Annotated in this window: 12 protein-coding genes; 8 read left to right on the top strand and 4 right to left on the bottom strand. The window is 71.7% G+C overall.

From position 1 onward, the window contains the following. Positions 1-67: 67 nt before the first annotated feature. The 3 genes from GAS53_RS28315 to GAS53_RS28305 are packed head-to-tail and all read left to right on the top strand — an operon-like array spanning position 68 to position 2,649. Positions 68-1,021 carry an ATP-binding cassette domain-containing protein gene (locus tag GAS53_RS28315; protein ID WP_151480534.1) on the top strand — a complete coding sequence of 318 codons (954 nt, stop codon included), beginning with the start codon at positions 68-70 and terminating at the stop codon, positions 1,019-1,021. After that, positions 1,018-1,812 carry an ABC transporter permease gene (locus tag GAS53_RS28310; RefSeq protein ID WP_151480533.1) on the top strand — a complete coding sequence of 265 codons (795 nt, stop codon included), beginning with the start codon at positions 1,018-1,020 and terminating at the stop codon, positions 1,810-1,812. Before GAS53_RS28315 ends, GAS53_RS28310 begins: the two co-directional genes overlap by 4 nt. A gap of 12 nt (positions 1,813-1,824) precedes the next feature. After that, a complete protein-coding gene (locus GAS53_RS28305; RefSeq protein WP_151480532.1) occupies positions 1,825-2,649 on the top strand; it encodes a MerR family transcriptional regulator in 825 nt (274 codons plus the stop codon). 262 nt (positions 2,650-2,911) lie between these two features. On the opposite strand, the gene GAS53_RS28300 is transcribed toward GAS53_RS28305, so the two are convergent. The 4 genes from GAS53_RS28300 to pdxA form a co-directional block, all read right to left on the bottom strand. After that, positions 2,912-3,268 carry a carbohydrate-binding protein gene (locus GAS53_RS28300; protein ID WP_192583319.1) on the bottom strand — a complete coding sequence of 119 codons (357 nt, stop codon included), beginning with the start codon at positions 3,266-3,268 and terminating at the stop codon, positions 2,912-2,914. Positions 3,269-3,425: 157 nt separating this feature from the next. After that, on the bottom strand, positions 3,426-4,106 hold the full coding sequence (locus GAS53_RS28295) for an SDR family NAD(P)-dependent oxidoreductase (protein ID WP_151480531.1): 681 nt from the start codon (positions 4,104-4,106) through the stop codon (positions 3,426-3,428). A gap of 51 nt (positions 4,107-4,157) precedes the next feature. Beyond that, positions 4,158-4,970, bottom strand: coding sequence for a DeoR/GlpR family DNA-binding transcription regulator (locus GAS53_RS28290; protein ID WP_151480530.1), 813 nt, complete (start codon positions 4,968-4,970; stop codon positions 4,158-4,160). Positions 4,971-5,026: 56 nt separating this feature from the next. Continuing rightward, positions 5,027-7,357 (bottom strand): 4-hydroxythreonine-4-phosphate dehydrogenase PdxA, encoded by a 2,331-nt coding sequence (gene pdxA, locus GAS53_RS28285; protein WP_225859131.1) that lies wholly within the window; start codon positions 7,355-7,357, stop codon positions 5,027-5,029. A gap of 218 nt (positions 7,358-7,575) precedes the next feature. On the opposite strand from pdxA, the gene GAS53_RS28280 reads away from it, so the two are divergent. The 5 genes from GAS53_RS28280 to GAS53_RS28260 are packed head-to-tail and all read left to right on the top strand — an operon-like array spanning position 7,576 to position 12,727. Further along, complete coding sequence (locus tag GAS53_RS28280; RefSeq protein WP_151480529.1) at positions 7,576-9,150, top strand: ABC transporter substrate-binding protein; 1,575 nt, start codon at positions 7,576-7,578, stop codon at positions 9,148-9,150. Between the two features lie 3 nt (positions 9,151-9,153). Next, complete coding sequence (locus GAS53_RS28275) at positions 9,154-10,083, top strand: ABC transporter permease (RefSeq protein ID WP_151480528.1); 930 nt, start codon at positions 9,154-9,156, stop codon at positions 10,081-10,083. 2 nt (positions 10,084-10,085) lie between these two features. Next, complete coding sequence (locus GAS53_RS28270; protein WP_151480527.1) at positions 10,086-11,000, top strand: ABC transporter permease; 915 nt, start codon at positions 10,086-10,088, stop codon at positions 10,998-11,000. Positions 11,001-11,003: 3 nt separating this feature from the next. Then, positions 11,004-11,882: an ABC transporter ATP-binding protein gene (locus GAS53_RS28265; RefSeq protein WP_151480526.1), complete on the top strand. Its 879-nt coding sequence runs from the start codon at positions 11,004-11,006 to the stop codon at positions 11,880-11,882. Then, positions 11,879-12,727 (top strand): ABC transporter ATP-binding protein, encoded by an 849-nt coding sequence (locus GAS53_RS28260; RefSeq protein WP_151480525.1) that lies wholly within the window; start codon positions 11,879-11,881, stop codon positions 12,725-12,727. Before GAS53_RS28265 ends, GAS53_RS28260 begins: the two co-directional genes overlap by 4 nt. Positions 12,728-12,838 lie beyond the last annotated feature (111 nt).

The following is a 12,838-nucleotide window of genomic DNA, read 5'->3' as shown; positions in this document are numbered from 1 at the left end:
TGTCAGCGTCCCCCTTTCGCCGCGGCGGTTGACCCTGACGCAGGGTCAACCTCTCAGCATGGTGGGCATGACGACGAGAACCAGTGCGATCGAGGTCTCCGGACTGCGCAAGTCGTACGGCGACCAGGAGGTGGTCGCCGGAGTCGACCTGACCGTCCCCGCGGGCACCGTCTACGCCCTGCTCGGGCCCAACGGGGCCGGCAAGACCACCACAGTCCGGATCCTGTCCACGTTGCTTGCGGCGGACGCCGGTGCGGCTAGGGTCGCCGGCTACGACGTACGCCGCGAAGCCGACCAGGTGCGCGCGTCGATCGGAGTGACCGGACAGTTCTCCGCCGTGGACGAGTTGCTGACCGGGCGGGAGAATCTGCGGCTGATGGCCGACCTCGGCCACCTCGACCGGCGCCGCACGGAGACCGTGGTCGAGCGGCTGCTGGAGCGGTTCGACCTGATCGAGGCCGCCGACCGGCGCGCGGTGACGTACTCCGGCGGTATGAAGCGGCGGCTGGACCTGGCGATGACCCTGGTGGCAGGGCCGCGGCTGATCTTTCTCGACGAGCCGACCACCGGCCTCGACCCGCGCAGCCGCCGTGAACTGTGGGGGATCGTGCGGGAGTTGGTGGCCGACGGGGTCACCGTCTTCCTGACCACCCAGTACCTCGAGGAGGCCGACCAGCTCGCCGACCGGATCGGTGTCCTCGACGGGGGCCGGCTGGTCGCCGAGGGCACCGCGGCCGAGCTGAAGCGGCTGGTGCCCGGCGGTCACATCGAGCTACGGGCCGCCGACAGTGAGCGGGTGGCCGAGCTGGCGCGCCGGTTGCCCGGGGCGAACCCGAACGCCCCGGCACTCACCGTGACCCTGCCGCACGACGGCAGCCTCACCGAACTGCGACGGCTGCTGGACGGGATCGACGACGACGCGGTCACCGGGCTCGCCGTGCACGCCCCGGACCTGGACGACGTGTTCCTGGCCCTCACCGGCCACCCCACCGACGAGCTTCCCGAGGAGGTACCGGTATGAGCACCGCGACGTACGCCGTCCGCGACTCGGCGACCATGCTGCGGCGCAACCTGAAGCACATGGCCCGGTACCCGTCGATGACGGTGATGCTGGTCGGGCAGCCGCTGGTGTTCCTGCTGCTGTTCGTCTACGTCTTCGGCGGCACCATGGGCGCCGGTCTGCCGGGAGCCCCGGCGGGGGACCGCGGCGACTACCTGACGTTCATCACTCCCGGAATCCTGATGATGACGGTGGCCAGCGTGTCCATCGGCACCGCGGTCCTGGTCGCCACCGACATGACCAACGGGATCATCGACCGGTTCAGGACCATGGCCATCGCCAAGAGCTCGGTGCTCACCGGCCGCGTGCTCGGCGCGATGATCCAGACCGCACTCGCGCTCGCGGTGATCTTCGGGGTGGCGATCCTGCTCGGTCTCAAGACCGCTGCCTCGGCGCCGCAGTGGCTGGGCCTGGTCGGTCTGCTCGCGCTGCTGTCGTTCGCGATGACCTGGTTCACGGTGGCGCTGGGGCTGGCGAGCCCGGACCCGGAGACCGCGAGCAACCTGCCGATGATCTTCGTGCTGCTGCCGTTCGTGGGCAGCGGGTTCGTGCCGGTCGAGTCGATGCCGACCGGGCTGCGGTGGTTCGCCCAGCACCAGCCGTTCACACCGATCATGGACGCCTTCCGCGGTCTGCTGGCCGGATCGCCGGATGGTTCGGACACGCTCTGGGCCATCGGCTGGTGTGTGGTGATCGGGTTGGTCGGCTACCTCTGGGCGCGGCGCCTCTACCGCACTCGCGCCGCGCACTAGGAGACTGGTCCGATGCTGACCATCGGCGAGCTGGCGTCGTACGCCGGCGTGACGGTGCGCGCGGTGCGGCACTATCACGCCAAGGGACTGCTGCCGGAGCCGGAGCGGGACCACTCCGGCTATCGGAGGTACGACGCCGGCGCCGTGGTCGAGCTGATCAGGATCCGGACCCTCGCCGAGGCCGGGGTCCCGCTGGCGCGCGTGCGGGAGCTGCTCCAGGCCGACGAGGAGGAGTTCGCCGCGGCGGTCGCGGACATCGACAAGCGGCTGCGGGCGGAGATCCGGGACCGGCAGCGGCACCGCGAGCGGATCGCCCGCCTCGCCGCCGGGGACAACCTGGCGCTGCCCCCGGAGGTGGTCGAGTTCCTCGACCGACTCCGCGCGCTCGGGGTCGACGAGCGGATCGTCCAGGTCGAACGCGACGGCTGGATCCCGCTGGCCGCGCACTCACCCGAGCGAGTTCCGGAGTGGATGGCACGCAAGCAAGAGCAGATCGCCGACCCGCAGTTCATCGACTTCTATCTCACCCTGGGCCAGGCCCTCGACCGCACCGACGACGACCCACGGCTGGTCGAGCTGGCCGACAAACTGGCCGCCTACATCACGCAGATGGCCGACGAGCAGGGCGAGGCCTACGTCGACGATGTCGACATCGAGCCACCGTTCGCCAAGCTCATGGACACCCTGGCGTTCGACACCATGCCGTCGGCCCGTCGACTCATCGACCTGCTGAAGAAGCGAGGCTGGACCGGTTGGACCAAGCTCCAGCGCGTGGACCCAGCCCGGGGTGCGACCGGAACACGGCCGGACACCGCGGTGCGGCGTTCCCGGCGTTAGTGGTGACGGCGGGACTCAGTGCCCGACGATGTGCGCGGTCGAGGCGTGCGAGGGTGAACGGGTCGTGCGGGGCGACGGCGTGAGAGCCGTGCGGAGCGCTGTACGAATCCCGTTGGTGCATCACGGACTGCCCGGACCGCCTTCAGCGCCGCATGAGCCACCCGGCGGGCCGGGGACTTCCGACGCCAGCAGTCTGCGCACGGTCCTGCCTGGGTGCCCCGCCGACCCGGTGGTCGGCGGGGCACGGGTGATGGCCCTCGTGTCAGGCCACTTCGATGCTGTCCAGTTCGGCGTACAGGTCGCCCTTGGCCAGGCGGATGGTGTTCCAGCCTTCGCGCAGGGAGACGGAGACCGTGGCGTACTGCCAGTTGTCCCAGCCGGTGTACGGGTAGCGGACCTCGCCCGAGGCGGACCCGTTGGCCGTGACGCGGTGGGAGGACGGGGCGGGGGAGTTGCCGGCGGTGAGGGAGCCGTTGCCGAAGCGGACGGTCAGGGTGTGGCTGCCCACGGCCGGAGTGAAGACCGAGAATTCGACGTAGCTGTCGGCGTGGTCGATATACCCGACCGCCCTGCCGTCCAACGCCCCCGCCGCGTCCCGTACGACGGCGTTGTGCACCACGGCGTTCTCCGCCTGGTAGATGACCTTGCTGCCGTCGACGACGGGGTAGCCGTTCGCCCAGCCGAGGTCGGTGGCGTAGAGGGAGCGGTGGGAGCGGTCGGCGTTCCAGCCGTGGAAGAGGATACGGGCGCGGCCGCAACATCCCGGCGCGCAGATGTCAAAGTGAGGCCCCTGCGCACTGGACGAGTTGCTGCCCGGTGATCGCTCCGCCGTCCGGGCCGAGGAGGAACGCGGTCAGGCCGGCGACCTCGTCGGGAGAGACGAACCGGCCGAGGGGCGGGTGGGCCGGGGGCGTGCGGGCGCGGCCGGGGTCGGACAGCATCGGAGTGTCGGTCGGGCCGGGGGCGATCACGTTGACGGTGATGCCACGGACGGCCAGTTCCGCGGCCCAGGAGCGCGCGAGCGCGGGCAGGGCGGCCTTGGTCGCGGCGTACTGGCTCTTGCCGGGTACGCCGGTGGCGGTGCGGCTGCCGACGAGGACCACGCGGGCCCCGTCGGGCAGCCGGTCGGCGAGCGTGTCGACGAGGATCGTGGCGGCATGGACGTGTACCCGCCACATCAACTCGCCGTCGTCAGCGGACAGTTCGCCCAGCGGTGCCGAGCGCTGGAGCCCGGCGGCGTGCACGATGGCGTCGGGGGCAGGTACGCCGTCGAGGATCCGGACCAGCTCGGTGGGCTCGGCCAGATCCGCCCGGAGCCAGGTCAGCCCCGGCGCGGGTACCGGACGGCGGCGGCTGATCCCGGTGACCTGCCATCCCTCCCGCAGCAGGCGACCGCTGATCGCCTCGCCGATTCCCGAGCTGACGCCGGTGACCAGGGCGTGCCGTGTCTCAGTCATGGCACACCCGCCCGGCCCGCGTGCCGGCGTGCTCGGCGCTCTCCGCCAAGGTCATGAGGGCGACGTCCTGTGCTCCGGCTCGGTGGACGCCGGCACCTCGGTCAGCACCACCTCGACGCCGCGCCCGCGCAACTCGGCCACGACCGACGGGTCGGCGCCGTCGTCGGTGACGAGGGTCCAGTCGGCCGGGAGTTTCGCCCAGGCGTGGAAGGGGCGGCGGCCGAGCTTCGCCGCGTGCGCGAGGACGTACACATGGTCGGCGCGGCGGGCCATCAGTTCCTTCAGCCGCGTCTGGCGCAGGTCGGCCTCGCAGATGCCGTGCTCGGGCGAGATGCCGTCGGTACCGAGGAAGACCCGGTCGAAGGTCATCCGTTCCAGTGCGGCCTCGGTCAGTGGACCGACGAAGCCCTGGCTCAGCGGTCGCAGAGTGCCGCCGAGACACTCGACGTGCACCGTCTCGACGTCGGAGAGTTCCTGGAGAGCCGTCAGGCCCGTGGTCGCGACCGTCAGTTCCTTCGCGGAGCGCAGTTCGTGGGCGAGGGCGCCCACGGTCGATCCGGCGTCCAGCAGCACCGTCTCACCGGCGCGCACCTCTATGGCGGCGCGGCGCGCGATGGCCCGCTTCTCCTCGAACGCCTCGCCCGTACGCTGCCGGAGCGAGGCCTCGGGATGGGCGGTGAGCGCCATGGCGCCGCCGTAGGTGCGAGCCAGCCGGCCGTCGGCGGTCAGTTTGGCGAGGTCGCGGCGGATCGTGGAGGGCGTGACACCGAAACGTCGCGACAACTCCTCCACGCTGGTGAGGCCGGTCGTGGTGGCCACGTACAGGATCCGTTCGCGCCGGGCCTTGGATCCGAGGGGAGACATCTGTCGTGGAGTCCTTCTCTGCGCGGACTACGGATTGCGGACTACGAGCGGCGGTCTCAGCGGACCGCTACGGACGACATCTCGGCTGCCTGGCGCACGGCCTCGACCATGCTACCGGCCTCGGCCACACCCTTGCCCGCGATGTCGAAGGCCGTTCCATGGTCCACCGAGGTGCGGATGACGGGCAGTCCCACGGTCAGGTTGACGCCCGCCTCGATGCCCAGCACCTTCACCGGGCCGTGCCCCTGGTCGTGGTACATCGCGACGATCAGGTCGTAGTCGCCGCGCCCGGCGAGGAAGAAGGCCGTGTCGGCCGGGAGTGGGCCGCGGGCGTCGATGCCGTCCGTGCGCAGCACGTCGAGGGCGGGGACGATCTTCTCCTCCTCCTCGCCGTAGCCGAACAGTCCGTTCTCACCCGCGTGCGGGTTGATGCCGCAGACGCCGATCACCGGCTTCGCGACACCGGCCCGCACCATCGCGTCGTGACCGCGGCGCACCGTGCGCTCGACCAGGCCCGGCTCGATGCGCTGTACGGCGTCGATCAGGCCGATGTGGGTGGTGACGTGAATGACCTTCACCCGGGGTGTCGACAGCATCATCGACACCTCGTCCACGCCGGTGAGGTGGGCCAGCAACTCGGTGTGGCCCGGGTAGAGATGCCCGGCTGAGTGCAGAGCCTCCTTGTTGAGCGGCGCGGTGCAGATGCCGTGCACGGCGCCCTTCAAGGCGAGGTCCGCGGCCACCCGTACGTACTGGTAGGCGGCCTCGCCGGCGAGGGCGGACAGTTCGCCCCAGGGCAGGTCGGTGGGGAGCAGGTCCAGGTCCACGACGTTGACGCGGCCCGGCGGGAACTCGGCCTCTCCCGGGGCGGTCACGGAGACGATGTCGCAGTCGACACCCAGGATCGCGGCGGCCTGCCGCAGCCGCCCGGCATCACCGATGACGACGGGACGGCAGCGGGCGAGGGTGTCCGGGTGCAGCAGCGCCGGGACGATCACCTCGGGACCGATGCCCGCGCCGTCTCCCATGGTCACCGCGATGAGCGGCAGCGAACGGTGGTGGTCGGCGGTCGGGATCGCGTTCACCGGGAAGTCTCCTTGCGGTGGGAGGTGGGGGACGTGGGGGAGGTGGGGGAGGTCCGGCCGGAGCGCCGTGGCGATCCGCAGCAGGGAATCGGTGTCGCCGAAGCTGCCGGGCCGGGTGACGACATGGCGTCCGTCGGGCGTGAGTGCGTGGACGGCGCCGTGGTGGATCTGGCCGAGCGGAGCCAGGTGCGGAACGCCGAGCGCGTCGAGGACGTGGCGGGCGGTCTCACCACCCGTCAGGACGAGGTCGGCATCGCCCGCGCGGGCCGCGGCGAGGCGAGCGAGTGCGGACACCAGACGGCGTGCCGAACCGGGCCGGATGCCCGGGCCGCTGTCGATGCTGAGGACTGTGACGCCGCCTGACGTCTCGTCAAATGAGTGCGGCTCGCCCGAGGGCGACAGAACGTCGGAGTTCATGACGCCGGAGTACAGGACGTCGGGGTTCACGGATACGTGGCGAGCACCGCGCTCCGTAAGTTGCGCGATCTGCGCAGGCGCGGAGGGATCGGCGGTCCCGACGACGACCAGGAGGGGCCGTTGCCGGCGTCCCTCAGCCGGAGCCGCTTGTCCCGCCGTGGTTGCGGCCGACGCCCCGCCGGTACGTCTCAGCAGGCGGCCGACCGCCGCGGCGAGGCCGCTCGTGCCCATCAGGCGAACACCGGGACCGCACGCGAGCGCCACCCCCGCGATCAGGTCCAGGTCGGCGTCCGTCTCGGCGTCGCACACCGGAAGGTGTCCGGCGCCGATCGCCGTGCGCAGCACGGCGGGCAATGCGTCGCCCCGTACCGCCTCCAGCGGGACGAGCGTCGTACGGGTGTCCCCTAGGGCGGCGGAGATCGACGGCGGGGGTGCGGTGCTCTCCGCCCGCCAGGCGTCCGTGGTGTGCAGGGGGACGCCGTCGAGATGGACGACACCGCCGCGGACCGTGCGGCCGAGGGCGGGCAGGGCGGTGGCGACGACGACGCCCTCGGTGCTCTCGGCACAGGCGGCCGTCTCGGCGGCGAGGTTGCCCCGCAGCAGCGAGTCGGCCTTCTTCAGCACCAGAACGTCCGAGGGCACGGCTCGCAGTGCCTCGCCTACGCGCCGGGCCGCGTCGGCCGCGGGCAGGGACCGGCAGTCGAGGTCGACCACGACGGCCTCGCCGTCCTGCGGTGGGTCCCAGGACGCCGGACCGAGCACGATCCGGCTCGGCAGGCCGAGCGCCACCGCGGTCTCCGCCGCCCCGGACAGGTCGTCGGCGAGCGCGAGGACACGTCGCGCCACCCGCTCGTCTCGGCAGGGGGCGGGGGAGGGGAAGGGCACATCATCCTCCTGGGCCGGTGGTCGAAGAGAGACACGCGGGGCGGCCTCGGCGCTCGATGATGGCACATCTTGCGCGATGTGCGCGAGACCTCTTGCGTGATCCGCGCAACCGTGGAACGGTTTCCGGCGCGACAGAAACCGACGGCAACCGACGGCGTCCTACGGGACCGGACGCCGTCCCGAGCCGGTCGCCGCACAGAAACCCCGAGAGGTCGACGATGACCCGAACTCCTCCGAGTGAGACGCCCAGCCGTCGCACCCTGCTGCGCTGGGGCGCCGCGGGCGGCGCCGGTCTCGCTCTCTCCCCGCTGACCGCCTGCGCAGGACCCACCGGCGCCCCCGGCCCCGGCACCCTCACGCTCGGGCTGAACCGCTCGCTGGTCAGCCTGGACAACAAGCTCAACCAGTTCGACGCCGCGGTGACCGTGCAGCGGGCCGTGCGTCAGGCACTCACGGCCATCGGTCCGGACATGCGACTCACCCGGGTCCTCGCCGACCGGTTCGAGATGACCGCGCCGACCACCTGGAGCGTCCGCCTGCGCGACGGGATCCGCTACTCCGACGGCCGGCCCGTGACCGTCGACGACGTGGCCACCGCGGTGCGGATGTACGGAGAGGTCGCCGGTTCATTCATCCTCGGCCTGTTCCCCGAACTCCCCGACGTCGAGGCGACGGGCGAACGCACCTTTCTGCTCCACACCCGCAAGCCGGTGCCCGTTCTGGACCGGCTGATGGCCAACATTCTCATCACCCCGGCGAAGGACAACCGGCCCGAGGAACTCCGCTCCGGCGTCGGCACCGGCCCCTACCGGGTGGTCGGTGCCAACAGCGGCGCGGGCGAGTACACCCTGGCCCGCGTTCCGGAGTACTGGAGCGGGCGGCCGCCCGTCGAACGGGTCCGGGTCCGCTTCGTACCGGAGGAGTCGAGCCGGGTCGTCGCCCTGCGCAGCGGCGAACTGGACGTCATCGACACCATCACCCCCGACTCCGCCGAACAGCTCACCGGGCTGCCCGGCGTGCATCTGGAGCAGACCTCCGGGGTGCGGATCTGCCAGCTCTTCTACAACTTCCGCAAGCCGAAGAAGCATCCGCTGGCCGACGCCCGGGTGCGCCGGGCGCTGACGTACGCCATCGACGGCGAGTCCCTCGTCCGGGACGTGCTCACCGACTCGGCCGAGCAGGCCCGGGGAGTGGTCCCGCTCAGTCTCCAGGGTGCCGAACGCACCGGCCGCTACGTCCACGACCCCGCGCGGGCGCGGCAGCTGCTCAGGTCCCTGGGCGCCGACGGGCTGCGGATCAAAATCATCTGGGAGTCGGGCGAGTTCGCCGCGGACGCCTCCGTGATGGAGGCCGTCGCGGAGATGCTGAAGGACGTCGGTGTGCGCGCCACCCTGCAGCAGTTCGAGCCCGGCGGCGACATCCTCAAGTGGCGCCAGGGCAAGGGAGGCGACTGGGACGTCATCGGCAACGGCTTCCCCGGCACCACCGGCCAGGCCACCACCATGCTGCAGGCGATGTACGCGGGCACGGCCGAGGACGAGCGCACCGGTGACGCGTTCATGGGCTACGTCATCCCCGGCATCGCCCGACAGCTGTCCGACGCGGCCACCGAGACCGACCCCGCCACCCGTGACCGCAAGCTGGCCGCCGCTCAGCACGCCGTCTGGGACACCTGGCCGGCCGTGTGGGCCTTCGTGCCGAAGACCGTGCTCGCCCGCCGCGCCCGCGTCGACGGTGTCCGGCTGCTGCCGATCAACTCCTACGACCTGACCGCCGTACGGCTGGAGGGCTGAGCCGTGGCCAAGTACCTCGCCCGCCGTCTCGGTCAGAGCCTGCTGACCGTCTTCCTGACCATCTCCACGGTCTTCGTGCTGGTCCGGCTCGCCCCCGGAGACCCCGCCGCCGCATACGCGCCGCCGAGCGCCACCACCGCCGACCTGGAGCGGATCCGCGCCCAGTTCGGCCTCGACAAGCCATTGACCACCCAGTACGGGATCTTCCTGCGCGACCTGCTGAGCGGCGACCTCGGCACCAGCTTCTCCTTCCGCGACTCCGCCCTCAGCGTGGTCCTGGACCGCATGCCGTACACGCTCACGCTCTCCCTCGCGGCGATCGCCGTCACCGTGGCCGTCGCGGTCCCGCTGGGGGTGTGGATGGCCCGCCACGCCGACACCTCGCGTGAACTCGGCGCCAACGTCCTGACCATCACCGGACAGTCCATGCCGGACTTCTGGACCGGCGTGATGCTGCTGACCGTCTTCGCCGTGCTGCTGCCGGTGCTGCCCGCCTCCGGCTTCACCTCCTGGAGCGGCCTCGTCCTGCCGACCGTCACCATCGCGATCCTCCAACTCGCCCTCGTCTCACGGCTCGTACGCCGCGAGATGACCACGGCACTCGCCTCGCCGTACATCACCGTGGCCCGCTCGCGCGGTGTCTCCGAACGGGCCCTCACCTGGCGGTACGCCCTCGCCAACTCGTCCGTCCCGCTGGTCACCGCGGTCGGCACCCGCTTCGCGGCACTGCTCAACGGCGTCGTGCTGGTCGAGGTCGTCTTCGGCTGGCCCGGCGTCGGTTCCCTCGTCGTCCGCGCCCTGGAGACCCGCGACTACCCGCTCATCCAGGCAACCGTCCTGGTCACGGCGACCCTCGCCATCCTCGTCCAGCTCCTCGTCGACCTCGCCTACCCGCTCCTCGACCCGCGGGTCCGACTCGGAAAGGCGGCCTGACCATGTCCGCCACGCTCACACCGTCCGCCGACAGCGCCCGGTCCAGTGCCGTCACCGCCCGGCACCTGGCCCGCGCCACCGCCACCAGGCAGCGGCGCAGCGCCCGCTTCAAGCTGTGGGCGGGAGCCCTGTGCACCGCGCTGGTCGCCCTGCCGGTGGCCCTCGCGAGCCTGCTGCCGCTGCCGGACCCGGACGCCCAGAACCTCGCGGGGCGCCGGGTGCCGCCGCTCACCGACGGGCATCTGTTCGGCACCGACCAGCTCGGACGCGATCTGCTCTCCCGCGTCCTGCACGGCGGCCAGGTGTCGCTGACCGTGGGCATCCTCGCCGTCGTCGTCTCCGGGCTCATCGGGATCGCCGCGGGCTCGGCGGCCGGCTACTTCGGGGGCTGGATCGACACGGTCGTCAGCCGGCTCCTCGAAGCCCAGATGGCGCTGCCCTTGCTCATGATGCTGCTGCTCGTCGTCGCCCTCTTCGGCCCGTCGGTCACCGTCATCACCTGCGTGATCGCGATCGCCCAGTGGCCGGAAGTGGCCCGGCTGACCCGCTCCCTGGTCCTCGTCGAACGCGAGAAACCCTATGTGGCGGCCGCCCGGCTGCTCGGTATGCGCAGCTGGTCCGTCCTGGGACGGCACATCATCCCCAACGTCCTGCGCCCCGCGAGCCTGGTGGTCCTGTTGCTGCTCGCCCAGGCCGTGCTCCTGGAGAGCGCCCTCAGCTTCCTGGGCGCCGGACCCCAGCGGCCGTTCGCCACCTGGGGCCGCATCATCTCCGACGGCCAGGACTACATCACCACCTCCTGGTGGCTGGTCACGCTCCCCGGCCTGGTCATCGCCCTCCTCGTGGTCGGTGTGAACCTCGTGGGCGACGGCCTGCGCGACCGCATCCGTACGACGAAGCCCGCGAAGGGAGCCTGAGCCATGACCAGCGACACCTCGCCGGCCTCCGGCTCCTTGCTGGAGGTCGAGGACCTGCAGATCGAACTGGTCACGCATCGTGGCGTGGTCCGCGCCGTCGACGGCGTGAGTTTCACCGTCGGACGCGGCGAGACCGTCACGCTCATCGGGGAGTCCGGCTCCGGCAAGTCCACCACGGCGATGGGCGTGCTGCGGCTGCTGCCCGAAGGACTCGCCGTACTGTCCGGCACCGCCCGCATCGGCGGCGACGACGTCGTGACCGACCCCGGGGCGGCCCGGCGGGCGCGCGGCCGTACCGTGTCCCTCATCCCCCAGGACCCGATGACCGCGCTCAGCCCCGTCCACACCGTCGGGCGGCAGCTCGGCGAGGCCCTCCGGCTGCGTCACCCCGGCCTGTCCCGGGCCGAGGCCCGCGAGCGCGGCACCCACCTGCTGGACCAGGTACGGATCAGCAGGCCCGAAACGCGCTGGAAGGCGTACCCGCACCAGTTCTCCGGCGGCATGCTCCAGCGCATCCTCATCGCCGTCGCGCTGGCCGCCGAACCGGAGCTGCTGGTCGCCGACGAACCCACCTCCGCCCTGGACGCCACCGTCCAGGCGAGTGTCCTCGACCTGCTGATGGAGCTTCAGGAACGCACCGGCGTGGGCATGTTGATGATCACACACGACCTCGGTGTCGCCCGGCTGGTGTCCGACCGCATCCACGTCATGAAGGAGGGCCGGTTCGTCGAGTCGGGGCCGGCCCAGCAGATCGTCGAGCGGCCCGCACACCCGTACACCGGGAAACTGCTCGCCGCCGTCCCGAGCCTCGGGCCCTGGGACGAGGACGGGCTCGACGACCACACCGCCCAGCCCCAGCAGGAAGGCAGGGCCGCCCGATGAGCCAGGCAGCAGTGACACCGAACGCCGCCAGCGCGGCCGACGCGTCGACGTTTCTCGCCGTCGAGGACCTCGTCGTCGACTACCCCACGCCGGCCGGCCCCGTGCGCGCCGTCGACCATGTCAGCTTCAGCGTGCCCCGCGGCGGCTCACTCGCCGTCGTCGGCGAGTCGGGCAGCGGCAAGTCGACCATCGCCTGCGCGATCGTACGGCTGCTCAAGCCCGCCTCCGGGCGGATCGTGCTGGACGGCACCGACCTCGCCACGCTGCCCGAGCGGCGCCTGAGGCCGCTGCGGCGCCGCGTCCAGATGGTCTTCCAGGATCCCTACGGATCCCTCGCCCCGCACCTGACCGCCCTGGAGATCGTGGCCGAACCGCTGCGCGTCGCGGGCGTGACGGACAAGACCGAACGGCGCCGCCGCGCCACCGGACTGCTCGACCGCGTAGGACTGCCGGCCTCGGCACTCGAACGACGGCCCGACGAGTTCTCCGGCGGACAGCGCCAGCGCATCGGCATCGCCCGCGCCCTGGCCTCGGAACCCGATCTGCTGGTGTGCGACGAGGCCACCTCGGCCCTCGACGTGTCCGTGCAGGCCCAGGTCCTCGATCTGCTGCGCGAACTGCGGGAGGAGACCGGCATCACGTACATCGTCATCGCCCACCACCTCGGCGTGGTGCGCGAGATCAGCACCGACGTCGTCGTCCTGAAGGCGGGACGGGTCGTTGAGCGCGGCCGAACCGCCGACGTCCTCGCCGCCCCCGCCGAGCCCTACACCCGCGCGCTGCGCCGCGCCGCCCTGGACCCCACGGCGATACGGGGGCTCAAACCCCGCACTAGGGCCCGGTGAAGTCGGCTGCGGAACCGTGCCCCGTAAGGGGCGCGGGGCTGTATCGATTTGCGGCTACCGCCGCGTGGGCGCGACCAGCCCCCACCGGCCCGCGGTAAACGAACCGCATAA

Origin of the sequence: Streptomyces albicerus (genome assembly GCF_008905045.1) — a bacterium.
Lineage (GTDB): Bacteria > Actinomycetota > Actinomycetes > Streptomycetales > Streptomycetaceae > Streptomyces > Streptomyces albicerus.
This window is presented reverse-complemented; position numbering and strand designations above follow the sequence as displayed.

Coding starts and splice junctions, on each gene's coding strand:
- GAS53_RS28315 (WP_151480534.1), top strand. CDS start 68: ATGACGACGAGAACCAGTGCGATCGAGGTCTCCGGACTGCGCAAGTCG.
- GAS53_RS28310 (WP_151480533.1), top strand. CDS start 1,018: ATGAGCACCGCGACGTACGCCGTCCGCGACTCGGCGACCATGCTGCGG.
- GAS53_RS28305 (WP_151480532.1), top strand. CDS start 1,825: ATGCTGACCATCGGCGAGCTGGCGTCGTACGCCGGCGTGACGGTGCGC.
- GAS53_RS28295 (WP_151480531.1), bottom strand. CDS start 4,106: ATGACTGAGACACGGCACGCCCTGGTCACCGGCGTCAGCTCGGGAATC.
- GAS53_RS28290 (WP_151480530.1), bottom strand. CDS start 4,970: ATGTCTCCCCTCGGATCCAAGGCCCGGCGCGAACGGATCCTGTACGTG.
- GAS53_RS28280 (WP_151480529.1), top strand. CDS start 7,576: ATGACCCGAACTCCTCCGAGTGAGACGCCCAGCCGTCGCACCCTGCTG.
- GAS53_RS28270 (WP_151480527.1), top strand. CDS start 10,086: ATGTCCGCCACGCTCACACCGTCCGCCGACAGCGCCCGGTCCAGTGCC.
- GAS53_RS28265 (WP_151480526.1), top strand. CDS start 11,004: ATGACCAGCGACACCTCGCCGGCCTCCGGCTCCTTGCTGGAGGTCGAG.
- GAS53_RS28260 (WP_151480525.1), top strand. CDS start 11,879: ATGAGCCAGGCAGCAGTGACACCGAACGCCGCCAGCGCGGCCGACGCG.